The organism is Nonomuraea turkmeniaca, assembly GCF_005889735.1.
Classification (GTDB): Bacteria; Actinomycetota; Actinomycetes; order Streptosporangiales; family Streptosporangiaceae; genus Nonomuraea; species Nonomuraea turkmeniaca.
Genome location: NZ_VCKY01000054.1, coordinates 25,637 through 49,752, shown reverse-complemented (window position 1 = coordinate 49,752; position 24,116 = coordinate 25,637). Strand labels below are relative to the sequence as shown.

Annotated in this window: 27 protein-coding genes and 1 riboswitch; of the genes, 24 read left to right on the top strand and 3 right to left on the bottom strand. The window is 71.2% G+C overall.

What is annotated here, in order from left to right; genetic code table 11:
• From ETD86_RS18170 to ETD86_RS18105, 14 genes are all read left to right on the top strand, one after another.
• A partial coding sequence (locus tag ETD86_RS18170) for an RsmB/NOP family class I SAM-dependent RNA methyltransferase (RefSeq protein ID WP_342779281.1) occupies positions 1-1,414 on the top strand: 1,414 nt, incomplete at its 5' end.
• A 67-nt stretch (positions 1,415-1,481) separates the two neighbouring features.
• The gene (locus ETD86_RS18165) at positions 1,482-2,459 is read left to right on the top strand and encodes a phosphatase PAP2 family protein (protein WP_138667341.1); all 978 of its coding nucleotides are present in this window, start codon (positions 1,482-1,484) and stop codon (positions 2,457-2,459) included.
• Between the two features lie 13 nt (positions 2,460-2,472).
• The gene (gene rpe, locus ETD86_RS18160; RefSeq protein ID WP_138667340.1) at positions 2,473-3,135 is read left to right on the top strand and encodes a ribulose-phosphate 3-epimerase; all 663 of its coding nucleotides are present in this window, start codon (positions 2,473-2,475) and stop codon (positions 3,133-3,135) included.
• A 78-nt stretch (positions 3,136-3,213) separates the two neighbouring features.
• Positions 3,214-3,975, top strand: coding sequence for an oxygenase MpaB family protein (locus ETD86_RS18155; protein WP_246147982.1), 762 nt, complete (start codon positions 3,214-3,216; stop codon positions 3,973-3,975).
• A gap of 77 nt (positions 3,976-4,052) precedes the next feature.
• Positions 4,053-4,183, top strand: a riboswitch (FMN riboswitch).
• Positions 4,184-4,287: 104 nt separating this feature from the next.
• Positions 4,288-5,481 carry a bifunctional diaminohydroxyphosphoribosylaminopyrimidine deaminase/5-amino-6-(5-phosphoribosylamino)uracil reductase RibD gene (ribD, locus tag ETD86_RS18150; protein ID WP_211370123.1) on the top strand — a complete coding sequence of 398 codons (1,194 nt, stop codon included), beginning with the start codon at positions 4,288-4,290 and terminating at the stop codon, positions 5,479-5,481.
• Complete coding sequence (locus ETD86_RS18145) at positions 5,481-6,071, top strand: riboflavin synthase (protein WP_138667338.1); 591 nt, start codon at positions 5,481-5,483, stop codon at positions 6,069-6,071. Before ribD ends, ETD86_RS18145 begins: the two co-directional genes overlap by 1 nt.
• On the top strand, positions 6,068-6,733 hold the full coding sequence (locus tag ETD86_RS18140) for a nicotinamide mononucleotide transporter family protein (protein WP_138667337.1): 666 nt from the start codon (positions 6,068-6,070) through the stop codon (positions 6,731-6,733). The genes ETD86_RS18145 and ETD86_RS18140 overlap by 4 nt, the downstream gene beginning before the upstream one ends.
• Positions 6,730-7,947, top strand: coding sequence for a bifunctional 3,4-dihydroxy-2-butanone-4-phosphate synthase/GTP cyclohydrolase II (locus tag ETD86_RS18135; RefSeq protein WP_138667336.1), 1,218 nt, complete (start codon positions 6,730-6,732; stop codon positions 7,945-7,947). Before ETD86_RS18140 ends, ETD86_RS18135 begins: the two co-directional genes overlap by 4 nt.
• 205 nt (positions 7,948-8,152) lie before the next feature.
• The gene (gene ribH / locus ETD86_RS18130) at positions 8,153-8,620 is read left to right on the top strand and encodes a 6,7-dimethyl-8-ribityllumazine synthase (RefSeq protein ID WP_138667335.1); all 468 of its coding nucleotides are present in this window, start codon (positions 8,153-8,155) and stop codon (positions 8,618-8,620) included.
• A 19-nt stretch (positions 8,621-8,639) separates the two neighbouring features.
• The gene (locus ETD86_RS18125) at positions 8,640-9,089 is read left to right on the top strand and encodes a PH domain-containing protein (protein WP_138667334.1); all 450 of its coding nucleotides are present in this window, start codon (positions 8,640-8,642) and stop codon (positions 9,087-9,089) included.
• 86 nt (positions 9,090-9,175) lie between these two features.
• The gene (locus tag ETD86_RS18120; protein WP_138667333.1) at positions 9,176-10,042 is read left to right on the top strand and encodes an AAA family ATPase; all 867 of its coding nucleotides are present in this window, start codon (positions 9,176-9,178) and stop codon (positions 10,040-10,042) included.
• A gap of 52 nt (positions 10,043-10,094) precedes the next feature.
• Positions 10,095-11,171: a vWA domain-containing protein gene (locus ETD86_RS18115; RefSeq protein WP_246147981.1), complete on the top strand. Its 1,077-nt coding sequence runs from the start codon at positions 10,095-10,097 to the stop codon at positions 11,169-11,171.
• The gene (locus ETD86_RS18110; protein WP_138667331.1) at positions 11,164-12,270 is read left to right on the top strand and encodes an XdhC family protein; all 1,107 of its coding nucleotides are present in this window, start codon (positions 11,164-11,166) and stop codon (positions 12,268-12,270) included. Before ETD86_RS18115 ends, ETD86_RS18110 begins: the two co-directional genes overlap by 8 nt.
• Positions 12,267-12,833, top strand: a complete 567-nt coding sequence (locus tag ETD86_RS18105) for a nucleotidyltransferase family protein (RefSeq protein ID WP_246147980.1) — start codon at positions 12,267-12,269, stop codon at positions 12,831-12,833. The genes ETD86_RS18110 and ETD86_RS18105 overlap by 4 nt, the downstream gene beginning before the upstream one ends.
• Here the strand turns inward: ETD86_RS18105 and ETD86_RS18100 are convergent.
• On the bottom strand, positions 12,819-13,706 hold the full coding sequence (locus ETD86_RS18100) for an endonuclease/exonuclease/phosphatase family protein (RefSeq protein ID WP_246147979.1): 888 nt from the start codon (positions 13,704-13,706) through the stop codon (positions 12,819-12,821). The genes ETD86_RS18105 and ETD86_RS18100 overlap by 15 nt on opposite strands.
• Before the next feature lie 94 nt (positions 13,707-13,800).
• Here ETD86_RS18100 and ETD86_RS18095 point away from each other — a divergent pair, with 94 nt between their 5' ends.
• Positions 13,801-14,841, top strand: coding sequence for an LLM class F420-dependent oxidoreductase (locus ETD86_RS18095; RefSeq protein ID WP_138667330.1), 1,041 nt, complete (start codon positions 13,801-13,803; stop codon positions 14,839-14,841).
• 191 nt (positions 14,842-15,032) lie between these two features.
• A complete protein-coding gene (locus tag ETD86_RS18090; protein WP_138667329.1) occupies positions 15,033-16,316 on the top strand; it encodes a dicarboxylate/amino acid:cation symporter in 1,284 nt (427 codons plus the stop codon).
• Between the two features lie 17 nt (positions 16,317-16,333).
• Here the strand turns inward: ETD86_RS18090 and ETD86_RS18085 are convergent, their stop codons facing one another.
• Together ETD86_RS18085 and ETD86_RS18080 are read right to left on the bottom strand one after the other, a co-directional pair.
• On the bottom strand, positions 16,334-16,543 hold the full coding sequence (locus ETD86_RS18085; RefSeq protein ID WP_138667328.1) for a helix-turn-helix domain-containing protein: 210 nt from the start codon (positions 16,541-16,543) through the stop codon (positions 16,334-16,336).
• Positions 16,543-17,148, bottom strand: coding sequence for a DUF2975 domain-containing protein (locus ETD86_RS18080; protein ID WP_138667327.1), 606 nt, complete (start codon positions 17,146-17,148; stop codon positions 16,543-16,545). Before ETD86_RS18080 ends, ETD86_RS18085 begins: the two co-directional genes overlap by 1 nt.
• Positions 17,149-17,262: 114 nt before the next feature.
• Here ETD86_RS18080 and ETD86_RS18075 point away from each other — a divergent pair, with 114 nt between their 5' ends.
• From ETD86_RS18075 to ETD86_RS18040, 8 genes are all read left to right on the top strand, one after another.
• Entirely contained in the window at positions 17,263-18,948 is a 1,686-nt protein-coding gene (locus ETD86_RS18075) for a serine/threonine-protein kinase (RefSeq protein WP_138667326.1), read from the top strand.
• A 27-nt stretch (positions 18,949-18,975) separates the two neighbouring features.
• The gene (locus ETD86_RS18070; RefSeq protein WP_281286926.1) at positions 18,976-19,479 is read left to right on the top strand and encodes a M24 family metallopeptidase; all 504 of its coding nucleotides are present in this window, start codon (positions 18,976-18,978) and stop codon (positions 19,477-19,479) included.
• Complete coding sequence (gene efp / locus ETD86_RS18065; protein WP_138667325.1) at positions 19,440-20,000, top strand: elongation factor P; 561 nt, start codon at positions 19,440-19,442, stop codon at positions 19,998-20,000. Before ETD86_RS18070 ends, efp begins: the two co-directional genes overlap by 40 nt.
• 1 nt (position 20,001) lies before the next feature.
• Positions 20,002-20,412 (top strand): transcription antitermination factor NusB, encoded by a 411-nt coding sequence (nusB, locus tag ETD86_RS18060; protein ID WP_138667324.1) that lies wholly within the window; start codon positions 20,002-20,004, stop codon positions 20,410-20,412.
• A gap of 224 nt (positions 20,413-20,636) precedes the next feature.
• The gene (locus tag ETD86_RS18055; RefSeq protein ID WP_138667323.1) at positions 20,637-20,975 is read left to right on the top strand and encodes an MmcQ/YjbR family DNA-binding protein; all 339 of its coding nucleotides are present in this window, start codon (positions 20,637-20,639) and stop codon (positions 20,973-20,975) included.
• 297 nt (positions 20,976-21,272) lie between these two features.
• Entirely contained in the window at positions 21,273-21,992 is a 720-nt protein-coding gene (locus ETD86_RS18050; protein ID WP_138667322.1) for a methyltransferase domain-containing protein, read from the top strand.
• Between the two features lie 42 nt (positions 21,993-22,034).
• A complete protein-coding gene (dinB, locus tag ETD86_RS18045) occupies positions 22,035-23,276 on the top strand; it encodes a DNA polymerase IV (RefSeq protein ID WP_138667321.1) in 1,242 nt (413 codons plus the stop codon).
• Between the two features lie 228 nt (positions 23,277-23,504).
• Complete coding sequence (locus tag ETD86_RS18040) at positions 23,505-23,912, top strand: DUF3040 domain-containing protein (RefSeq protein WP_138667320.1); 408 nt, start codon at positions 23,505-23,507, stop codon at positions 23,910-23,912.
• Positions 23,913-24,116 lie beyond the last annotated feature (204 nt).

Here is a 24,116-nt window from a genome sequence, read left to right as displayed (position 1 = left end):
AGGCCGTGGAGCAGGTGGCCGTGGGGCCGGTGGCGGCGGAGCACGGTCGCGGGGGCCGGGGAGGCCGCCGCGCGACCCCGCGCGCAACGCCGCCTTCGACGTCGTGCGCGCCGTCGACGAGCGCGACGCCTACGCCAACCTGCTCCTGCCTCGCCTCCTGCGCGAACGCGGCATCAAGGGCCGCGACGCCGCGCTGGCCACCGAGCTGGCGTACGGGACGCTGCGTGGCCTCGGCACCTACGACGCGATCATCGAGATGTGCAGCGACCGCACGCCCGACCCCGACGTGCGCGACGCCCTCCGGCTCGGCGCACACCAGCTCCTGCGCATGCGGGTCCCGCCGCACGCGGCCGTCGGCACCACCGTCGACCTCGTACGCCTGCGCGTCGGCCCCGGCGCCGCCAAGTTCGCCAACGCGGTCCTGCGCAAGATCGCGTCCAGGGCGCTCGAGGACTGGCTGCCGATCGTCGCGCCGGACGCGGCCGACGACCCGGTGGGCCACCTCGCCGTCTCCTACGGTCACCCGCGGTGGATCGTCTCCGCCTTCCGCGACGCGCTGGGCGGCGACGACGAGCTGACCGACCTGCTCGACGCCGACAACGCCCGGCCCCTGGTGACGCTGGTCGCGCGGCCGGGGCGCAGCTCGGTCAAGGAGCTCGAGGACGCGGGCGCCATCCCGGGCCGCTACTCGCCGTACGCCGCCTACCTGCCCGAAGGCGACCCCGGGCGGATCGACGCCGTGGCCGGGACCCGTGCCGCCGTACAGGACGAGGCCAGTCAGCTGGTGGCGCTCGCCCTGACGCGCGTGCCCGTGCAGCGGGAGGGCGAGGAGCTGTGGCTCGACATGTGCGCCGGGCCTGGCGGCAAGGCAGGGCTGCTCGACGCCGTCGCCACCCACGGTGACCCCTCCGGATTCCCGGGCGGGGCCCGGCTGGTGGCCGCCGACGTGCAGTACCACCGCGCCCGGCTGGTCTGGCAGACCACCCGGCACGCGTCGGTGGTGACGGCGGACGGGACGGAGCCCGCCTGGCGGCCGGGCGTGTTCGACCGGGTCATGCTGGACGCGCCGTGCACCGGGCTGGGAGCGCTGCGGCGGCGGCCCGAGGCGCGGTGGCGACGCGATCCGTCCGGCATCGCCGAGCTCGGCAGGCTGCAGCGGCGGCTGCTCGGCGCGGCGCTGGACGCGGTGCGCCCCGGCGGGGTGGTGGCGTACGTGACCTGCTCGCCACACCTGGCCGAGACCCGGGTCGTGGTGGGGGACGTGACCGGGCGCAGAGACGATGTCGAGCAGCTCGACGCCCGGGACTACCTGCCGGAGGTGGACGGCCTGGGCGACGGCCCGTACGCCCAGTTCTGGCCGCACCGGCACGGCACCGACGCCATGTTCCTGGCCCTGCTCCGCAGACGGTCCTGAGACCCGCCGATATCCGGCAATCGGTTGATTCGCCGTTCCAGCGGGCAGATGTGGTCGGATCGATGCCGTGGACTTCCTGGACGACCTTCATAGAGCGGAGCTGGAGCCGATCATCTGGCTCCAGCAGTGGCCGGACTGGGTGCGGCCGGTGCTGGAGCTCGTGTCCGTGTTCGGCACGGACACGTTCTTCCTGCTGTGCCTGCCCCTTCTCTACTGGTGCGTCGATCCGAGGCTCGCCCTCCGGCTGGCCCTCACGGTGATGGTCTCCGCGGCCGTCAACTCGATCGCCAAGCTGGCCCTGCACCAGCCCAGGCCGTACTGGATCGACGCCCGGGTGCGCCCGCTCTCCGTCGAAGGAGCCTTCGGGCTGCCGTCGGGACATGCCCAGAACGGCACCGCCGGCCTGGGCCGGCTGGCCGTGACCGTGGCACGGCCGTGGGTGTGGTGGACGGCGGGCGGGCTCACGGGGCTGGTCTGCCTGAGCCGCGTCTACCTGGGAGTGCACTTCGTCACGGACGTCGTGACCGGGGTGCTGCTCGGGGCGGCCGTGCTGATGCTCGTGCTGAAGCTGGAACGCCCCCTGACGGCGTGGTGGCGCGGGCTGACGCTGTGGGCGCAGCTGGCGGCCTCGGCCGTGCTCTCCGGGGCCCTGATCGGCGCCGCAGGGCTCGCCAACGCGCCGTACGCCGGCTGGTCCCTGCCCGCCGGCTGGAGCTCGGCGGGCCAGGTCGCGCCCGAGAGCTTGACCACGATCGTCACCATGGCGGGCGTGCTGTTCGGCACGCTGGCCGGGGCCTCGATCATGCACAGGGCCGGCTGGTTCGACGCGGGTGGCCCGCTCGGCCTGCGCGCCGCCCGCTGGCTGCTCGGCACGGCCGTGGCCGCGCTCATCTGGTACGTCCAGCGTGACCTGCTGCCGCAGACCGACGTGGTCACGTACGCGGGATACGCGGCGCTGGCGCTCTGGGTGCAGTTGGGGGCTCCGGTGACGTTCATCAGGCTCGGGTTGATGTCCCGGGCGAGGCAGGCGCAACCCGTTCACTAGACTGAGGAAAATCATGGCCGTACAGATCTCGCCCAGCATCCTCGCCGCCGACTTCGCCAGGCTCGCCGACGAGGCCGCCGCCGTGCCCAATGCCGACTGGCTGCACGTCGACGTCATGGACTACCACTTCGTGCCCAACCTCACCCTCGGGCTGCCCGTGGTCGAGGCGCTGCGCAAGGCGACCGCGACGCCGCTCGACTGCCATCTCATGATCGCCGACCCGGACCGGTGGGCGCCTCAGTACGCCGAGGCCGGGGCCGGCAGCGTGACCATCCACGCCGAGGCGGCCAAGGCCCCGATCCGCACCCTGCGCGAGATCCGCCTGCTCGGCGCGCGGGCCGGCCTCGCGCTCAACCCGGCCACCGCGGTCGAGCCGTACGAGGCCCTGTTCCCCGAGATCGACATGGTGCTGCTGATGACCGTCGAGCCCGGGTTCGGCGGGCAGAAGTTCCTCGACGGCGTGCTGCCGAAGATCCGCCGGGCTCGAGAGCTCGTCCAGCGGCACGGCGGGCGGATCTGGGTGCAGGTCGACGGGGGCGTGGACGCCGAGACCATCGGGCGGTGCGCCGAGGCGGGCGCCGATGTGTTCGTGGCCGGCAGCGCCGTCTACGGCGCCTCCGATCCGGTGGCCGCGGTGGACGGGCTCCGCGCCGCCGCCACTCGCGCATCGACATGAAACATCCCCTAGCTGGGTAACTACCCACTTATGGGCGACCATGGGATCTTCGGCCCCAGCTCGGTGACCTGGCGTGTGATGGGAGAGCCCATCCTCCTGGTCGGCGGCATCCGCGCTCTCCTGATGCAGGGGCTGCACCCCCGGGCGATGCGCGGGGTGTTGCAGAACTCCGCGCTCATGGACCCTCAGGAGGCGTGGTCGCGGTTCGCGCGCACCACCGAGTTCGTCCGCGTGCGCACGTACGGCACCTGCGCCGAGGTCGAACGCGCCGGCCGCCGGGTACGCAAGATCCACGCCAGGCTGACCGCGTACGATCCGGACACCGGCACCACGTTCCACCTGGACGAGCCCGACGCCCTGCGCTGGGTGCACGTCGGCGAGGTGGACTCCTACCTGTCCGTCGCCCGCCGGGCAGGCGTGCGGCTGACGGACGCCGAGGCGGACACGTTCGTGCGCGAGTGGCGGCGGGCCGCGGAGGTCGTCGGCCTCAAGGGCGAGGACGTGCCCGGCTCCGTGGCCGAGCTACGCGACTACATCGACGCCCAGCGGCCGGGGCTGCGCTTCGTGCCCGAGGCCGCCCACCCGCTGCGCCTGTCGCTCAACGCGCCGCTCCCGCGCGTGCTGCTCCCGCTCAAGCCCGCCGTGCCCGCGCTGATGATCCTCGCCTTCGCCACGCTGCCGCGCTGGGCCAGGAGGCTGTACGGGCTGCCCGCCACGCCCGTCGGCGACCTGTGGGCGACCGCGACCCTGCGTACCCTGCACACCGGGCTCGGCCTGGTCCCTGCCCAGGTCCGCTACTCACCGGCGGCCCGCCGCGCGCACAAGCTGACCGCGGCCTGAAGCGGACGCTTGGTCAAATGGATGGGGGCGGTCGCGTCCGTTGTTTCGGACATGGCACACTGATAGCGAAAGAGAGCTAGCGTGCTCCGGGGTCGGTGAAAGTCCGAACCGGCGGTGACAGTCCGCGACCCGGCCGATGCCATCGGCCGGTTGACCCGGTGAAATTCCGGGACCGACGGTTAAAGTCCGGATGGGAGGCAGCGCGCGAGGTGTCCGGCATATCGGCCGGATGCCTTCTGTGGTGCATTTGTGCATCATGTGAGTCCCCCGGGGCCCGCCGTGGCTTGGAGCTACTGGCGAGTAGGAGACCCGGTGGAGAGACCCGAGCAGGACGTCGTGCACATGGCGCGCGCCGTCGAGCTGGCCGGGCGCGGACACGGCACCACCAGCCCCAACCCCGTCGTGGGCTGCGTCGTGCTCGACGCCGGCGGGGCGGTGGCCGGTGAGGGGTTCCACGTGTACGCGGGCGGTCCGCACGCCGAGGTCGTCGCGCTGGCGCAGGCGGGGGAGCGGGCCCGGGGCGGCACCGCGTACGTGACGCTGGAGCCCTGCGACCACACCGGGCGGACGGGTCCGTGCAGCCGCGCCCTGCTCGATGCGGGGATCGCGCGGGTCGTGGTCGCGGTCGCCGACCCCAGCCCGAAGGCGGCGGGCGGTGCGGCGCGGCTGCGGGCCACCGGGGTCGCCGTGACGATGGGCGTTCTCACGGGTGCGGCCGAGCGGGTCAACGAGGAATGGCTCACCTACGCGCGGCTCGGGCGGTCCCATGCGACCTGGAAGTTCGCCGCCACGCTCGACGGCAGGTCGGCCGCCCAGGACGGGACCAGCCAGTGGATCACCTCACCGGAGGCGCGGGCCGACGTGCATCGGTGGCGGGCGGGCTCGGACGCGATCGTGGCGGGCATCGGCACGGTCCTGTCCGACGACCCCCGCCTCACCGCCCGCCCCGCTGTGGACACCGGCCTGAACACCGGCCTGAACACCGGCCTGAACACCGGCCCGGACACCGGCCCGGACACCGGCCTGAACATCGGCCCGGACACCGGCTCGGCGGATGTTCGGGCTCCGCTGCGGGTCGTGATCGACACCGAGGCGAGGACGCCGCCGGGCGCCCGGGTGCTCGACGACGACGCGCCCACGCTCATCGCCATCGCCGAGGACGTCACCACCGATCTCAAGGCCGACCTCCTGCGCCTGCCCCGTCACGACGGCGGCGGTCTGGACCTGCACGCCCTCCTCCGCGAGCTGGCCGCGCGCGAGGTCGTCAGCGTGTTCCTGGAGGGCGGGCCGACGCTCGCCGGAGCGTTCATCCGGCAGGGCCTGGCCGACCGCGTGATCGCCTACCTCGCGCCCGCGTTGCTCGGCTCCGGTCGGGCCGCGCTGGGCGCGGCCGGGGTGGAGACGATCGGCCGGATGCACCGCCTGACATTTGACGAAATTTCCCCCATCGGGCCGGATGTACGGCTAATTGCCCGGCCCATCGCACAACCAGGCAGGGAGCAGTGATGTTCACCGGAATCATTGAGGAAAAGGGCGAGGTCGTGGCCATCGACCGGGCCGGCGGCGGCGCCCTGCTGTCGGTGCGCGGCCCGATCGTCACCTCCGACGCCAAGCACGGCGACTCGATCGCGGTCAACGGTGTGTGCCTCACGGTCGTGAAGACGGAGGGCGACGTCTTCACGGTCGACGTGATCAGGGAGTCGCTGGACCGCAGCTCCCTGGGCGGCCTCACCGAGGGCTCGGTGGTGAACCTGGAGCGGGCCGTACGCGCCGACCAGCGCCTCGGCGGCCACATCGTGCAGGGCCACGTGGACGGCACCGCGGAGCTGCTGTCCCGCGCCCCCGGCGACAGCTGGGACGATCTGCGGTTCTCCCTGCCGGAGCCGCTGAGCCGGTACGTCGCGGAGAAGGGCTCGATCGCGATCGACGGAATCAGCTTGACGGTCACGACGGTTGACGACGAAAGCTTCGGCGTGAGCCTCATCCCGACCACGCTGAAGCTCACCACCATGGGCGAACGCCAGGTGGGCGACATGGTGAACATCGAGGTCGACGTGATCGCGAAGTATGTGGAAAGGCTGGTGGCCAGACAGTGAACTGGGCGGACGCCGGATTCACGGTATTCGGCACACACGTGCTCTGGACGGACCTGATCGGCAACATCGCCGCGCTGTCCACGGTATTGCTGGCCATGCGCAAGTCCATATGGACGTGGCCGGTGCAGTTCACCGGCTCGGTGCTGCTGTTCATCGCCTCCATCAACGCGCACATCACCGGCAACGCGCTCAAGCAGGCCATGTTCGCGGGCCTGGCGATCTACGGCTGGTGGGCGTGGCGGCGCGGCACGCAGGACGGCAAGCAGCTGCCCATCAGGCCCGCCCAGCCGTGGGAGCGGTTGCTGCTGATCGGCCTCATGGTGCTCGGCACGGCTGCGGTCGGGGTGCTGTTCTTCTTCACCGGCCTGTCGTGGGGCGCGCACGAGCCGCTGCCGAAGGGCGCCTTCCTGGTGGCCGCCGACGCGTACATCTTCGTCGGCAGCGCCCTCGCCACCTGGGCGCAGGGCCGGGCGCTGGTGGACTTCTGGATCGTGTGGGTGGCCGTGGACCTGGTGGGGGTGCCGCTGGCGTTCAGCTCGGGGCTGGTCGTCTCCGGGTACGTGTACGGCGTGTTCTTCGTCCTGGTCCTCGTCGGCTTCGTGAAATGGCTGCGGGAATACCGGTCGTCCCCGCTGGCCGTGGCAGAGGCGGTGGCGCGATGAGCGACATCGAGCTCGACCCCATCGAGCGCGCGATCGAGGACATCCGCAACGGCAAGCCGGTCGTGGTGGTCGACGACGAGAACCGGGAGAACGAGGGCGACCTCATCTTCGCCGCCGCCAAGGCCACGCCGGAGTTGTGCACGTTCACGATCAGGCACTCCAGCGGGATGATCTGCGTGGCCATGGAGGGCAAGGAGCTGGACCGGCTGGGGCTGCCGCTCATGGTGTTCCAGAACAGGGAGCGCATGCGCACGGCGTACACGATCACCGTGGACGCCCGCGACGGCATCACCACCGGCATCTCCGCCGCCGACCGGGCCAAGACCATCCGCACGCTCGCCGACTCGGCCACCGAGCCCAACGAGCTCGTCCGCCCCGGGCACATCTTCCCGCTGCGCTATCACGAGGGCGGCGTGCTGGCCCGGCGCGGGCACACCGAGGCGGCCGTGGATTTGGCCAGGCTGGCGGGGCTGTCGGCGGCGGGCGCGCTGGCCGAGGTCGTCAACGACGACGGCACCATGGCCAGGCTGCCGGAGCTGCGCCGCTTCGCCGACAAGCACGAGCTGGCGCTGGTCTCCATCGAGCAGCTCGTCGACTACCGGCGGCGGGCCGAGAGCATGGTCACCAGGGTCGCCGAGACGCGGCTGCCGAACGTGTACGGGATGTGGCGGGCGTACGGCTACGCCAGCGCCCTGGACGGCGGCGAGCACGTCGCGCTCGTCTACGGCGACGTCGCCGACGGCGAGAACATCCTGGTCAGGGCCCACTCGGAGTGCCTGACCGGCGACGTGTTCGGCTCGCTGCGCTGCGACTGCGGCGTGCAGCTCGACAACGCCATGTCGGCCATCGCGCAGCAGGGCCGCGGCGTGGTCGTCTACCTGCGCGGCCACGAGGGCCGCGGGATCGGCCTGCTGGCCAAGCTCAAGGCGTACAGCCTCCAGGACAACGGCAGCGACACCGTCGACGCGAACGTGGAGCTGGGGCTGCCGATCGACGCGCGGGAGTTCTCCAACGCGGGGCAGATCCTCGCCGACCTCGGGGTCAAGTCGGTGCGGCTGCTCACCAACAACCCGGCCAAGCTCAAGGGCATGGACGGGTACGGCATCAAGGTCCTCGGCCGCGAGCCCATGCCCGTGGCCATGAACCCCTACAACGAGCGTTACCTGATGGCCAAGCGCGACCGCCTCGGCCACGACATCTCGGAGGCTTCTTGACTCCCTCCCCGCAGCCGAAGCAGGGCGATCCCGGCCTTCGCCAGCCGGGTCTTCCCGCTTCGCAGGCGGTCGCCGTCCCGGTCATGGCGAGGGGCGGGGAACCGTCCGACGGACTCACACAGCCTCCACAGGCTTCACTTTCCGCCGGCCCGGCGGCAGGTCCGGCGGCAGCGGCCGCATACAACGTTTCCGTCAAGGAGGTCCGATGAGTGGAGAAGGACGGCCGGGCGTCGCGGCGCCCGACGCCTCAGGGCTGACGGTGGGGGTGGTGGCGGCCAGCTGGCACGCCAAGATCACCGACCAGCTGGTGGCGCGGGCCGTGCAGGCCTGCGACGACAGCGGCGCCAGAGCCACCGTGGTACGCGTGCCGGGCTCGCTGGAGATCCCCGTGGTCGCCCAGGCGCTGGCCCGCCGCTGCGACGCGGTGGTGGCGCTGGGCGCGGTCATCCGGGGCGAGACTGCTCACTTCGACTACGTCTGCGACTCGGTGACCTCGGGCTTGACCCGGATCTCGCTCGACGAGGAGATACCGGTCGGCAACGGCCTGCTCACCTGCGACACGCTCGACCAGGCCCTGGACCGGTCGGGCCTGCCCGGGAGCAAGGAGGACAAGGGGTACGAGTCCGCCGTGGCCGCGCTCGAGACCGCCCTCCTCCTGCGGACCCTGCACTGAGCTGCGGTAGGTTTCCTTCGTGCCAGAGCTCGTCCCGCCTCCATCCCTGCCCGTCACCTGGCGTCCACGCAAGCCCAGGATCGTCGCCTACGGGTCCGCCGTGCTGATCGTGCTCGGGGCGGTGATCATGGCCGTCTTCATCGCGGAGCCGTTCAAGCTGGCCGACCGGGTGGCGATCGTGGCGTTCGGGTGCGCGGTGGCGTTCGTGCTGCATTTGCTGGGGCGCGTGCGGGTGGAGGCCGACGAGGAGGGCATCACGATCGTGAACGCCGTCCGTACGCATCGGTACACGTGGCCGGAGATCCTGGAGGTCACGCTGCTGGTGGGGGACCCGTGGCCGAAGATCGACTTCTCGGACGGGCGGACCATCGGGGCCATGGGCATCCAAGGCTCCGAGAAACCCCGCGCCCGCCGGGCCACGGCCGAGTTGGAGGCCTTGATCCGGGAGCGCGGGGAGGCCGAGGAGTGACTGTGAGCGATCGCAGGGGTGGGGGAATATCGCCGAGGCGGGCGGCGACGTAGCCTGAAGGCGTGCTGCGGCGGACAATCAAGGCAATGGACATCAAGTCGCCAGAGAAGCTCATCGAGCTTCTCGACCGGCACGCCTACCTGGCCGACGAAGGATTGGCCACGGCCGCCTACCTGGCGTTGAAGATGGGGCGGCCGCTCTTCCTCGAAGGGGAGGCGGGCGTCGGGAAGACCGAGCTCGCCAAGACACTCGCGACGCTGCTCGACGCGCCGCTCATCAGGCTCCAGTGCTACGAGGGGCTGGACGCCGCCCAGGCGCTCTACGACTGGGACTTCGCCCGGCAGCTGCTCCACCTCAAGGCCGCCGAGGCGGCCGGGATCACGGATGTGGGCAGGCTCGAGGGGGAGATCTACGATCGGCGGTTCCTGATCGCGCGGCCGCTGCTCAAGGCCATCGAGACGCAGCCGAGCGTGCTGCTCGTGGACGAGATCGACCGGGCCGACGACGAGTTCGAGGCGTTCCTGCTGGAGGTGCTGTCCGACTTCACGATCTCGATCCCGGAGCTGGGCACGGTCAGGGCCAAGACGCCGCCGGTGGTCGTGGTGACCTCCAACCGGACGCGGGAGGTGCACGACGCGCTCAAGCGGCGCTGCCTCTACCACTGGCTGGAGCACCCGAATTTCGACCGCGAGGTCGCCATCCTGCTGCGGCGGCTGCCGGACTGCACCGAGACGCTGGCCATGCAGGTCGCGCGGGCGGCCGAGCGGCTGCGGCAGGCCGAGCTGGTCAAGCCGCCCGGGGTGGCCGAGACGCTGGACTGGACGGAGGCGCTGCTGACGCTCGGGGCCAAGGAGCTCGACCCCGGCCTGGCCGCGGCCACGCTGGGGGCGGCGCTGAAGTACCGGGAGGACGTCGCGCACGTGCTCGGCAACGGGCTGCTCTCCCATGGGTGACCCCATGGGTGGCCCAGTGCGTGAGCCCGTGAGTGAGCCAGTGAGTGAGCCCGTGAGTGAGCTCGTGGCCACTGTGACGGGGTTCGCCAGGACGCTGCGCGCGGCGGGGGTCGGGGCCGATCACGACCGTACGCAGAACATGTTGCGGGCGCTCGACCACCTCGACGTCACCGACCAGGGCGAGGTCTACTGGGCCGGGCGGCTCACGCTCTGCGCCACGCCCGACGACGTGCCCAGGTACGACCGGTGCTTCGCCGCCTACTTCGGCGGCCACCGGGCGGCGATGGCCCGGACGAGCACGACCACCACCGTCACCAGGCACCTGGCCACGCGGGAGGACGCGGAGGAGGGCCAGGACGACGGCACGGCGGCGCCCGCGACGGCGAGCCGGGCCGAGATCCTGCGCCACCGCGACGTGGCCAGGCTGACCGAGGCCGAGCGGGCCGAGGTGCACCGGATGCTGGCCATGCTGCGCAGCGGCCGGGCGCGGCGGCGTTCGCGCCGTTTCGAGAGTGCCCACCGGGGCCGCCTGGACCAGCGCCGCACCATCCGCGACGCGCTCAGGAAGGGCGAGGTGGCCAGGCTCCGCCACAAGAGGCACACCACCAGGCCCCGCACGGTGGTGCTGTTCGTGGACGTCAGCGGCTCCATGGCCCCGTACGCCGAGACGTTGCTGCGCTTCGCCCACGCGCTGGTCAGGAGCGAGCCGCGGGCCACCAGGGTCTACTCGGTCGGCACCAGGCTCACCCCGATCACGGCCGAGCTGCGGCACCGCGACCCCGGCACCGCGCTGAACGAGGTGTCGAAGGTCATCCCGGACTGGAGCGGCGGAACCCGGCTGGGAGAGGAACTCAAGGAGTATCTCGCCCGTTTCAGCGCGCGAGGGGCGATCGCGGTGATCGCTTCGGACGGGTGGGAACGCGGTGATCCGGAACTGCTGGGCACGCAGATGGCCAGACTGGCCAGGCAGGCGTACCGGGTGATCTGGGCCAACCCACACAAGGGGTACGAGGACTACCAGCCGCTCACCGGCGGCATGCGGGCCGCCCTCCCCTACCTCGATGACCTGGTGGCCGGGCATAGCCTGGCCGCGTACGAGGAACTCAGCGAAAGGCTCGCCCATGCGTGACGTGCTGCGGGACATCCTGCCGTGGTGGAGGTCGGGGCTCAGGTTCGGGCTGGCGACGGTGGTGAGCACGTTCAGCAGCGCGCCGCGGCCGCCGGGCGCGGCCATGGCGGTGCGCGGGGACGAAGTGGTCGGCAGTGTGTCCGGCGGGTGCGTCGAGGGCGCGGTGTTCGAGCTCGCCTCCGAGGCCGACGCGCCGATCCTGCAGCGGTACGGCGTGAGCGACGACGACGCGTTCGCCGTCGGGCTCACCTGTGGCGGCATCATCGACATCTTGGTCGAGCCCATCTCGATTGAGACATTTCCTGAGCTGGGGGAGATCGCGGCGTCCGTGGAGGCGCACGTCCCCGTCGCCGTGGCCACCGTGGTCTCGGGCCCCGGCCAGGTCGGCGCCCGGCGGATCATCTGGCCGGACCGCGCGTCGGGCACCCTCGGCCTGGACCGCCTGGACGAGGCCGTGGACGACGACGCCCGCGGCATGCTCGCCCAGGGCCTGACCGGAATCCGGCACTACGGCGGGCAGGGCGAGCGGCGGCTGGACGACCTCGCCGTGTTCGTGCACTCGTTCGCGCCGCCGCCGCGCATGCTGGTGTTCGGCGCCATCGACTTCGCCGCCGCGGTGGCCAGGGTGGGCAAGTTCCTCGGCTACCACGTCACGGTCTGCGACGCCCGGCCGGTCTTCGCCACCCCCAAACGATTCCCCGACGCCGACGAGGTCGTGGTCAAGTGGCCGCACGACTTCCTGGCGTCCGTGCCGGTGGACGAGCGCACGGTGATCTGCGTGCTCACCCACGACCCCAAGTTCGACGTGCCGCTGCTGGAGGTGGCGCTGCGCACCGACGCCGGCTACGTCGGGGCCATGGGCTCGCGCCGCACGCACGAGGACCGGCTCGACCGATTGCGCGAGTCCGGCCTGACCGACGAGGAGCTGGCCAGGCTGAGGTCACCGATCGGGCTCGACCTCGGTGCGCGTACGCCCGAGGAGACGGCCGTGTCGATCGCCGCCGAGCTGATCCAGCTGCGCTGGGGCGGCACAGGCCGGCCGCTGTCCACCACCGAGGGCCGCATCCACCACGAGGCCCCATGGAGACCGGCGGAATGAGGTCCGGCAGGATCGCGGGGCTGCTGCTGGCCGCCGGCCAGGGCGCCCGGCTCGGCATGCCGAAGGCGCTGGTCGAGTACGCGGGCGAGCGCCTGGTCGACCGCGGTGTGCGGCTGCTGGACGAGGGCGGCTGCCATCCCGTCGTGGTCGTCCTGGGCGCGGCCACCGTGCAGGTGCGCGGCGCGGTCACCGTACGCAACCCGGACTGGGCGTCCGGCATGGGCTCCTCCCTGCGCGTCGGTCTCGCCGCGCTGCCCGACGAGGCGGAGGCCGTCGTGATCGCGCTGGTGGACCAGCCGCTGATCCGGCCGGGCGCGGTGCGCGCGCTGATCGGCGCGGGCGCCGGCGTGGCCGTCGCCACCTATCAGGGGAAGCGCAGGAACCCGGTGCTGATCGCCAGGGAGCACTTCGCCGAGGTGGCCGAGCGGGCCGTGGGCGACGTCGGCGCCCGCCCGTTCATGAAGGCGCATCCCGAGCTGATCACCGAGGTGCCGTGCGACGAGCACGGCGATCCCGCCGACATCGACACGCCCCAGGATCTGGGCCTGCTAAAGGCGGAATGAGGCGATGGCCGCCCGGTGGTCGCTGCCGGTCGCCGGGGCCACGCCCGCCTCGGTCGCCTTCATCCCCTTGAACAGGATGTGATCCGGCCGCGTGATCGGGAACTCCGACGGCCACGTGAACCCGAACCCCTCGCCCGCCACGCTCTGCGCGTCGGTCAGCGGCGGGGTCAGCCCCCGCATGCCCCGGTCGGTGGTGGCGGTGTTGAGGTCGCCGAGCAGCAGGATCCGCTTGCTGGGGTCGGCGTCGACGAGCTTGCGCGCGTGCGCGAGCGAGGTGTCGCGCGAGGCGGTGTAGCCCGGCCGGGCCGAGGCCAGGTGCATGACGTAGACGGTGACCTTGCCCTTCGGCGTGGCGACGACCGCGCGCAGGGCCCGCGGCCAGCCCAGGCCGACGTCCAGCGGCTTGGTCTCGCTGATCGGATAGCGGCTCCACAGGCCGACCGTGCTGACCGGGTAGTGGTACTTGAACATCTTGTTGAGCTGCTTGGCCGCGGGCCCGCCGCTGGTCAGCTCCTGGGCGGCCAGCAGGTCGAGGTCCTTGGCGATCGCGCGTACGGCCTCGCCCGAGGCGTTGTTGCGCACCCCTACGTTGACCGTGCCCACGGCGAGGTCGCTGGGGCCGCCCGGCGGCGTGCGGAACAGCGTGGAGCCGAACATCGCCGCCCACACCACGCCCGGCACCAGCGCCACCGCGGCGGCCAGCGTGGAACGTGCCAGTGCGGCGCCCACGAGCAGCACCGGCACGGACAGCCCGATCCAGGGCAGCAGGCTCTCCAGGACGGGCGTGAACCCGCCGAGCGCGGGGATCAGCTGGTGCCCCGCCAGGGCCGCGGCCACGACGACCGACAACACCACCACAACCCGTCTCAGCACCCGAACCAGGCTAGTCGCTCAGCGCCCGACACGCCGACGCGATAACCTGTTGCGGTCTGAACGGAACAACATTCGGTTTCATCGGGAGCCCGGCATGCGGATCGGTATGGCACTCAACTACTCGGGCGGCTTCAAGGAGTCGGTCGCCGAGCTGGCCGACTACGAGAGGGCCGGACTGGACATCGTGTTCGTGGCCGAGGCCTACAGCTTCGACGCCGTCAGCCAGATGGGCTACATCGCGGCCAAGACCGAGCGGCTGGAGATCGCCTCGGGCATTCTGCCGGTCTACTCGCGCACGCCGACTCTGCTGGCCATGACGGCCGCGGGCATGGACTACGTCTCCGACGGCCGCTTCACGCTCGGCCTCGGCGCGTCGGGGCCGCAGGTGATCGAGGGGTTTCACGGCGTGCCGTACACCGCGCCGCTCGGGCGTACCAGGGAGGTCATCGAGATCTGCCGCAAGGTGTGGCGGCGCGAGCGCCTGGAGCACGCGGGCAAGAACTACACGGTGCCGCTCCCGCCGGACCAGGGGACGGGCCTCGGCAAGGCATTGAAGATCATCAACCATCCGGTACGCTCCCGCATCCCCATCGTGGTCGCCGCCATCGGCCCCAAGAACGTCGAGCTGGCCGCCGAGCTGGCCGAGGGCTGGGAGCCGATCTTCTACGTGCCGGAGAAGGCCCGCGAGGTGTGGGGCCCGTCGGTGGCCGCGGGCAGCGCGAAGCGGGATCCCGAGCTGGGCGAGCTGGACGTGATCGCGCAGGCGGCGCTGGCGATCGGTGACGACGTGGCGGGGCTGCTGGAGTTCGGGCGGCCGATGGCGGCCCTGTACATCGGCGGCATGGGCGCCAAGGGCAAGAACTTCTACAACGACCTGGCCAGGCGCTACGGCTACGAGAAGGAGGCCGAGCTGATCCAGGACCTCTACCTGCAGGGCAAGAAGGACGAGGCCGCTGCGCACGTGCCCGCCGAGCTGCTGGAGAAGATGTCGCTGATCGGCGCCGAGGGGTTCGTGCGCGACCGGGTGCAGGCGCTGAAGGAGTCGGGGGTGACCACGCTCAACGTGACGCCGCTCGGCGGGACGCACGAGGACCGGGTGCGACTGATCGAGAAGATCAAGGAGATTGCCGGGTAGTGGGCTGAATCACCCCTGTTGGGGGAATGCTCCGAATTTCACGAGTGTTGACGGTGCTTGTGAGGTTCTCCCTGGTGATCGTGTGGCTCGTCGAGCGGCTGCACGTCGATCTGTGCCGGTTGCACGGATCGCTCTGTAGCTGACGCCGCCTTCGCGATCGTCAGTTCTCACCCTTTCGGAGCTTCCTCCCCGTGAAGAGATTCTCTTTCTCCCTGCAGTTGCTCGCCGGCCTCGCCGCCGGGGTCGCGCTCGGCTTCGTCGCCAAGATCTGGGACGTGGCCTGGCTGGCCGAGACCCTCACCCGGGTCGGCCAGATCTTCGTCCAGCTGCTCAAGCTCGCCGTGCCGCCGCTGGTCTTCACCGCCGTGCTGGTCAGCGTGGCCAACCTGCGCAACGTCAACGGCGCGGCCAGGCTCGCGTCGAAGACGCTGGTGTGGTTCCTGGTCACCGCCGCCGTCTCGGTGGCCCTCGCCATCGGGCTCGGCCTGATCATCAACCCCGGCCAGGGTGTCACCCTCGACACCAGCGCGGCCAAGCCCGCCGACACGACGGGCAGCTGGCTGGACTTCGTCACCGGCATCCTGCCCACCAACGTCGTCACCGCCTTCACCGAGGTGAACGTCCTCCAGATCGTCTTCCTGGGGGGCGTGATCGGGGCAGCCGCCCTGGCGGTGGGCGAGAAGGCCGAGCCGTTCCTGGGGCTCGCCCGCTCCGTGCTGGAGCTGGTCCAGAAGGCCCTGTGGTGGGTCATCCGGCTGGCCCCCATCGGCACCGCCGGCCTGATCGGCAAGGCCGTGTCCACGTACGGGTGGGACCTGCTGGCGCCGCTGGCCAAGTTCAGCGCCGGTGTCTACATCGGCTGCCTCATTGTGCTGCTGGCCGTCTATCCGACGGTGCTGGCGGTGTGGGGCAAGGTCAGTCCCGTGCGCTTCTTCCGCAACGCCTGGCCGGCGATCGAGCTGGCGTTCGTCTCGAGGTCGTCGATCGGCACGTTGCCGCTGACGCAGCGGGTCACGATCGAGCGCAACGGCGTGGACCGGGACTACGCCTCGTTCGCGGTGCCGTTCGGCGCCACCACCAAGATGGACGGCTGCGCCTCCGTCTACCCGGCGCTGGCCGCGATCTTCGTGGCCCAGGTGTTCGGCGTGCCCCTGGGCGTGGGCGACTACCTGCTGATCGCATTCGTCTCGGTCGTCGGCTCGGCCGCCACGGCCGGCCTGACCGGCGCGACCGTCATGCTGACCCTGACGCTCAGCACGCTGGGGCTGCCGCTGGAGGGCGTCGGCCTGCTGCTGGCGATCGACCCGATCCTGGACATGATCCGCACCGCCACCAACGTCACCGGGCAGATGGTGGTGCCCGTCCTCGTGGCGCGCTCTGAGGGGCGGCTGGACACGGCGGTCTTCCACGCGCCGCCGCAGCCGCTCGACGACGCCCGGCCCGCGCCGCGCGTCCCCGAGCCGGCGACGGCCTGATCCCGCCGCCGGGCGGCCTACTCGTAGGTGAGCAGGTCGCCCGGCTGGCACCCCAGGGCCTCGCACAGGCGGGTCAGCGTGGAGAAGCGGATCGCCTTGGCGTGGCCGTTCTTCAGGATCGACAGGTTGACCACGGTGATCTCCACGCGGTGCGACAGCTCGGTGAGCGTCATGCCCCGTTCCTGGAGCAGCTCGTCGAGCCGGACCCTGATGGCGCGCTCATCCATCAGATGGTGGCCTCGACCTCTTCGAGCAGGGCCACGCCCCGCCGTACGATCTCCGACACGCCCAGTGCGGCGAACCCCGCCACGATGACCCCCAGCAGCTCGCCCGGCGGCGGATAGAACGGATGACTCTCGGCCAGCAGCATGGAGGAGAGTATGGCCTCCGTGACCATGCCGATCACGGCCGACACGAGGGCGCCGGCGATCAGGATCCAGCCGAGCCTGCGCAGGTCGCGTGCCGTCGCGGCGGAGAACAGCGCCCGGTCGCCCGAACGAGCCCTGCGCAGCGCGCGGACCAGCGTGAACATCGCGAGCAGCCCCGTCGCCGTGCCGGGCGCCCACATCAGCAGGTGGAGCAGGCCCTGGAGCGGCTCGGCGCCGTCCGGCCTGACCGTCACCTCGGCGCTCACGGCGTCGATCGTGGCTCCGCCTGCCGCCAGACCGTCTACCGGCACGTCGAACACGCGCAGCGGGACGCCCACCCCGCTGGGCGTCCCGAAGAAGGCCATCCCGGCGTTCATGACAAGGCCCGCCAGGGCACCCAGGCAGCCGAGGGCGAGCCCAATGCTCAGCAGGATGTCGAGTCTGATGATCCATCGTGTTGGCATAACGATAATCGTAAATAACGATAGTCGTTATGTCGAGGACGGTTGTGCGGCGAGGACGGCTGCGGGGCCCTATCGTGGGTCGGAAATCCTGATGTTCGAGTAATTGGCGGGGATATGTCCGACGCGACGCCGGTCGCCGGCCGGTACCGGCTTGACGAGCTCATCGGCAGCGGGCCCATGGGCGAGGTGTGGCGGGGGTACGACACGCGGGCCGACTGGGTCGTGGCCGTGAAGATGCTCGGCGCCGGGGCGGCGGGGGACGCCACGCGGGAAAGGCTCAGGCAGCACGCCCAGGCCGTGGCCAAGGTGATCCATCCGAACGTGGCCATGGTGCTGGACATCGGCGAGCACGACGGGACGCCCTTTCTGGTGATGGAGCACCTCACCGGGCTCAGCCTGGGGGAGGAGCGGGCCGCGGGCGGGTCCATGAAGATCGTCGACGTGTGCGATCTCATCGGGCAGGCGGCGGCCGGGCTCGACGCCGCGCATCGGGCCGGGGTGGCGCACGGGGAGATCGATCCCGACAGCTTCCGGCGGGCCGGGAGCGGGGTGCTCAAGGTCGTCGGGTTCGGGCTTGGCGATCAGGACCCGTCGGTTCTCGACGGCCGGTACGTGGCGCCTGAGCGGGCCGCCGGGGGGAAGGCCCAGGCCGCCGGGGACGTGTACGCGCTCGGGTGCGTCTGTTACGAGCTCCTGGTGGGCCGGCCGCCGTCCGAAGGGCGGGGCCCGGCTGACGCGACCGGCCCTCAGGGGGCGACCGGCGACGTTTCCGCCGAGACCGGTGCCGATGGCGGCGTGACGGCTGCGGCCTCTGCCGGTGCCGGTGCGGCCGATGGCGCGCCCGTGCCGCCGAGTGTGTACAGAGCCGAGGTGCCCGCGGAGCTGGATCGGCTGGTGCTGGCCATGATCGCCGAGGATCCGGCGGCGCGGCCGTCCAGCGGCGAGGCGATCCGGCGAGCGCTGGCCGCCATCGCCCGGCCGCGCGCCAATCCCAGCGCGGCCGGTCCTGGGACGGCTGGTCCTGGGGTGGCGGGTTCAGGTGCGGCGGGTGCCGCGCACGGTGCCGGCCCGGGCGCCGCGGGTCCGGGAGGCGCCCCCGTGCAGGGCGCCACCGAGATCTACCAGCTGGCAGGACCCGGAGGGGGCGGCCCGTTCGGCGCGGGGCCGGGCGGTGGCGAGGCGCGAGCCGGTGACACCGCCGTCTATCAGGCCGGGGAGCTGGAGGCGGCGCCCCCGTCCAACCGGAAGCTCTTCGTGCAGCTCGGCGTGGCCGTGGCGGTCATCGTGGCGGTGACCGTGGGCATGGTGATGTGGGCCGGGGCGCGCGAGGACGACCCCGTGGCGGTGAGCACGCCGAGCGCCGCGCCCACCACGGTCGCACCGCCCACCGAGAGGCCCACGCCGACGTCGGACCCGGTCACCGAGTCCCCGACCGGGGACCCGTCCGGCGTGGTGGCCACGATCCTGCCGGAGATCGGTCAGCCCGGCGAGACGGCGCCCCCCAAGGCCACCCTGGGGACCGAGGTCCCGCCGGGCGGGTGGGTCACGTGGCTGCGGGAACTCGACGAGGCGGTGACCGCCCAGGAACGCCTGAACGGGATCAACCCGGAGGTCGCGGCCAAGGTTCGCGACCGGATCGAGAAGGCGGCCAGGAAGTTCGACGAGGGGAAGGCGGACGCGACGCTCGACCAGATCGCGGACGTGTACCGCGAACTGCAGCGCGCCCAGCAAAGGGGCGACATGGAGCCGTCGGGACCGCTGCGGCAGTTCATGAATGATTGGCGCATTCAGGATCGATGACCTCTACGCGTACATTGACGCCATGACCTGCGGCTCCCCGGCGCGCCGGGGAGCCGGCCGCGCACGAGGTCTCCGCGCTGCTCGTCACCCCCCGGTCAACGTCCGCTACCGCACGGGCTCGCCGGTTCGAACGCGGCCGTTCTCGACAGGGCCGGCCGGCAGGCCCTCGCCCCCGGCGCCGAGTCCAGGGAGGTGGACGCGGCCGCCCGTACCGTCACCGAGGACGCGGGCTACGGCAGCCGCTTCCGGCACGGTCCCGGCCACGGCGTCGGCCTGGAGAACCATGAGGAGCCGTTCCTGGGCCCTTCAAGGACCGGTAGACTAGAGGATCGAGTTCCGATCACCGTCGAGCCTGGGGTCTACCTTCCGGGTGGGGGCGGGGTTCGCATCGAGGACACCCTCGTGACACGTGATGGCGGGCCGGAACTTTTCACGAAGACGACCAAGGAGCTGCTCGTCCTGAAGAGCGGCCGCACCCGGGAGAAGAACGAGTGGCGACGACCAACGACCTCAAGAACGGCATGGTGCTGAAGCTCGAGGGCGGTGAGCTCTGGGCCGTTGTGGAGTTCCAGCACGTCAAGCCGGGTAAGGGCGGCGCGTTCGTGCGCACCAAGCTCAAGAACGTGCTCTCCGGCAAGGTCGTCGACAAGACCTTCAACGCCGGTGTCAAGGTCGACGTGGCCAACGTCGACAAGCGCGAGATGCAGTATTCGTACAAGGACGGCGACGACTTCGTGTTCATGGACACCGAGACCTACGACATGGTCAACGTGCCCAGCGGCACCGTCGGCACCGCCGCCAACTACATGCTGGAGAACACTCTGGCCACGGTGGCCTTCAACGAGGGCTCCGCGCTCTACGTGGACCTGCCGGCCGCCGTCGAGCTGACCATCTCCAACACCGAGCCCGGCCTGCAGGGCGACCGTTCCACCGGCGGCACCAAGCCCGCCACGCTGGAGACCGGCGCCGAGATCAAGGTCCCGCTGTTCATCACCACCGGTGAGAAGGTCAAGGTCGACACCCGCAGCGGCGAATACCTCGGCCGGGCCTGAGGTGTCGGCACGCGGCAAAGCACGCCGGCGGGCGCTCGACATCCTCTTCGAGGCCGAGTTGCGCAGCGAGGATCCGCTGAAGATCCTCGCCGAGCGCGTGGAGCGGCAGGAACCCCCGGTGAACGAGTACACCTCCACCATCGTCGAGGGCGTCGCCAGGCACCACGCGCGGATTGACGAACTGATCACCACGTACGCCGAGGGCTGGACGCTCGACCGTATGCCGGCGGTCGACCGCAATCTGCTGCGCGGCGGCACGTACGAGCTGCTGTGGATGCCCGACGTGCCCGAGGGCGTGGTCATCAGCGAGTGGGTGCACCTGGCGGGAGAGCTTTCCACCGACGAGTCGCCGCAGTTCGTCAACGGTCTGCTGGCTCGCTTCAAGCAACTCAAGCCAAGCCTCACTCTTTAGACACCCCTTTTCCGCGGGCCAGGACCGCGCGTTCGGGGTACGTTCCAACCACGCCGGCCTGCACACGGCTTGTGCAGGCGAGGGACGTGTACCGTCACGCGGTCAGGCGTCCGGCGCCGTCACGGCGGAGCCTGGCCGAGTGATGCGGGCGCTCCGGCCGTACGGAGAAGTGGCGCGTCACCAGCCGCGACGCGCCCCTTTTCCGTTCGTGCGAGCATCCATCCATGGTGACCGAAGACGACGTCCGCCGGATCGCGCTGGCGCTGCCCGAGACCGGCGAGAAGACCATGTACGGCACCCCCGCCTTCTACGTCCGCGGCAAGTGGTTCGCCAGGATGCGCGAAGAAGGCGACATGCTGGTGTTGCCGGTGGCGAGCGAGGAGGAGAAGGCCGAGCTGCTCGCGGCCGAGCCTGCCAAGTTCGGCACCACCCCGCACTACGACGGGTATGCCGTCGTGCTGGTGCGGCTCGACGAGGTGGGCGCCGAGGAGATGAGCGAGCTGCTGACGGACGCCTGGCGGCTGCGCGCCCCGAAACGCCTGGCGGCCGGCTACGACGGCTAGCCATGTTCCCTCGGGCGGCGCCTCTCGCCCCTTTCTCCCGAAGGGCCGGTGCCGATTTCTCCCCAAAGGGCCGGTGGCGAAGTGCGCCGGGGTGCCGGAGGAACGCCGGCAACCCGGCGAGACCAGATCTTCCTTGCCAGGTCCGGGTGTCACCGGTGGGGAGCGGGGATCGTGCGCACGGCGTAGGCTGGGCCCCGTCCGCTGAGGACACGAAGGAGCCGTCCGTGAAGGATCGGTCGCGGGGGAGAGGGAGGCGAGCCGACGTTGCGTGCTGAAGGCGTCACGAGGACCCCGGCGGTGCGGACCGCCGTCGTCTGGGACGCGCTGCGGTCGGTGCTGGCCGAGCGGACGGCGGCCACGGGCCGCGAGGGGCTCGACATCGTCGACGCCGGCGGTGGCACCGGCGGGTTCGCCGTGCCACTGGCCGCGCTGGGTCACACCGTCACCGTCGTCGATCCCAGCCCCGACTCGCTGGCCGCGCTGGAGCGCCGGGCCAAGGAGAAGGGCGTGGGCGTCAGCGCTCTGCAGGGCGACGCCGACGACCTGGGTGAGCTGCTCGACCGCGACAGCGCCGACCTGGTGCTGTGCCACAGCGTGCTGGAGTACGTCGAGGACCCGATCACCGCGCTGACCGCCGTCGCGGGTGTGCTGCGCAGGGGTGGCGCGGTCAGCGTGCTGGCCGCCAACCCGGTCGCCAGCGCCATCCACCGGGCGCTGGTCGGCCACTTCGACGAGGCGCGGGCGGTCCTGGACGACCCCAGCGGCAGCTGGGGCGACCGCGACCCCACGCCCCGGCGCTTCACCGCGGAGACGCTCGTCGAGCTGCTGAACGCGACCGGGTTCGCCGTCGGCGCCATTCACGGGGTGCGGGTCTTCGCCGACCTTGTGCCGAGCAGGCTCGTGGACGGGGAGCCCGGCGCCGCCGAGGCTCTCGTGGCGCTGGAGCAGGCCGCCGCGACCCACCCCGTGCTCAGGGACATCGCTACGCAGCTGCACGTCCTCGGACACAGAGCCTGAGGACCCTCGTTATCGAATCCTTGTTCGGATAGAATGGGCGGCGTGTCTCGCAAGCAGATCACCGGCATCGGCCCCGCTCCACGGACCGGGGTCGATGACAGCGGCTGCCCGATCCTGCACGTCGACATGGACGCCTTCTTCGCCAGCGTCGAGCTGCTCGAGCGCCCGGAGCTGCGCGGCCGTCCGGTGATCGTGGGCTCGCCCGCCGGGCGTGGCGTCGTGCTCAGCGCCACCTACGAGGCCAGGGCCTTCGGCGTGCACTCCGCGATGCCGATGAGCAGGGCGCGCCGGGTGTGCCCGCAGGCCACGATCATCCCGCCCAGCCACGGCAAATACTCCGAGGTCTCCAGGGGCGTCATGGAGATCTTCCACACGATCACCCCGCTGGTCGAGCCGATCGCGTCCGACGAGGCGTTCCTCGACGTCGGCGGCGCCAGGCGGCGGCTCGGCCCGCCCGCGGCCGTCGCCGCCATGATCAGGGAGCAGGTCCTCGACCGTTACGGCATCACGTGCTCCGTGGGCGTGGCCAGCAGCAAATTCGTCGCAAAGCTCGCCTCCAAGCAGTGCAAGCCCGACGGGCTGCTGGTGGTGCCCGCCGATCAGGTCGTGGACTTCCTCCATCCGCTGCCCGTGTCGGCCCTGTGGGGCGTCGGTGAGCGCACCGAGCAGTCTCTCGTACGCCTCGGCATCCGTACCGTCGGGGATCTGGCCAGAGTGCCTCCCGCGACGCTCCAGCGCGAGCTGGGCCAGGCCGCGGGCGGCCACCTGGCGGCGCTGGCCTGGGGACGCGACGAGCGGCCGGTGACCGCCCATGTGCCCGACAAGAGCATCGGTAACGAGGAGACGTTCGCCGCGGACGTCGACGACCCCGAGGTGATCAGGCGGGAGCTGCTGCGCCTGTCCGAGCGGGTGGCCGCCCGGATGCGTAAGGGCGGACACGTGGGAAGAACTGTAAGTGTGAAGCTACGCCGAGCCGATTTCACCACGATCACCCGCTCGCGCACGCTGCGCGAGCCGACGGACGTGGCCCAGGCGATCTACGCCACAGCCTGCGAGCTCTACCGGGCCGCCGGACTGGAGCGGGTGCGATTGCGCCTGGTCGGGGTCAGGATGGAAAATCTGCGGCCCGCCGAGGAGGCCACCCGTCAGCTCGGTCTGGGTGAGCGGGAGACCGGCTGGCGCGAGGCCGAGCAGGCCATGGACAAGGCCATCCGAAGATTCGGTCCCGATGCGGTGCTTCCGGCGTCGCTTGTACGTGGCAAGCTTGATGAAATAGAGACATAACGCTGATGTCCGGACTTTGTGGCGCGTCGGTGTCACGATTTTGGGGGAAGGGGGGCGAGATGGGCCACAATGGAGCCATGACGTCACCTCCGGTTTGGTCTGCGTTGGACGTTTGCTTTCGCCTACGTCTACAGCCTCGTATTCTGGGGATAACCGACCGCGAGGTTCGGACACCCCGTGTCGTCCGTTGCCGTCTTCCCCGTCCTGGGGCCGTCCTTGGGAGGCGCCGTGCCGCTCTCTGAGCACGAGCAGCGCTTGCTCGAACAGATCGAGCAGGCCCTCTACGCCGAGGACCCGAAGTGGGCCAACACCGTAAGGATCAGTGATCCGCGCAGCCATTACAAGCGTCGCCTGATCAGGGCCTCCATCGGCTTTGCTCTCGGCGTCGTCATCATGATGGTCGGCGTGGTGACGAGTGGTAGCGCGCTGATCCCGCTCGGCGTCGGCGGTTTCGTGGTCATGCTCGCCGCGTGTCTGTGGGGCCTGTCCAGTTGGAAACGCATGAACGGGTTCGGCGACTCGGCGCCGTCCTCCGGCCCGGCCGTCCCGCCGGGCAAGCAGGCCCGCCGGGGCAACCGAGGTACGTTCATGGAACGTATGGAAGAGCGCTGGCGCCGTCGCCACGACGAGCGCTGAAAGGGCCGCTCCGACGGTCGGCCCGGCCGCGACTCCCCAACTGACGGGACAGCGGGCCGGGTCCCCGACGGGACGAGCCCGGGCACCATGCCCGGATACAGCGACGACCCAGGCCGGCGTGCCTGGGTCTAACGACGCCCCGCGACGCCGAGACTCGCCGTCCCCGGACGGGCCCAGGCGTCGCGTTCGTGTCCCTGGACCGGG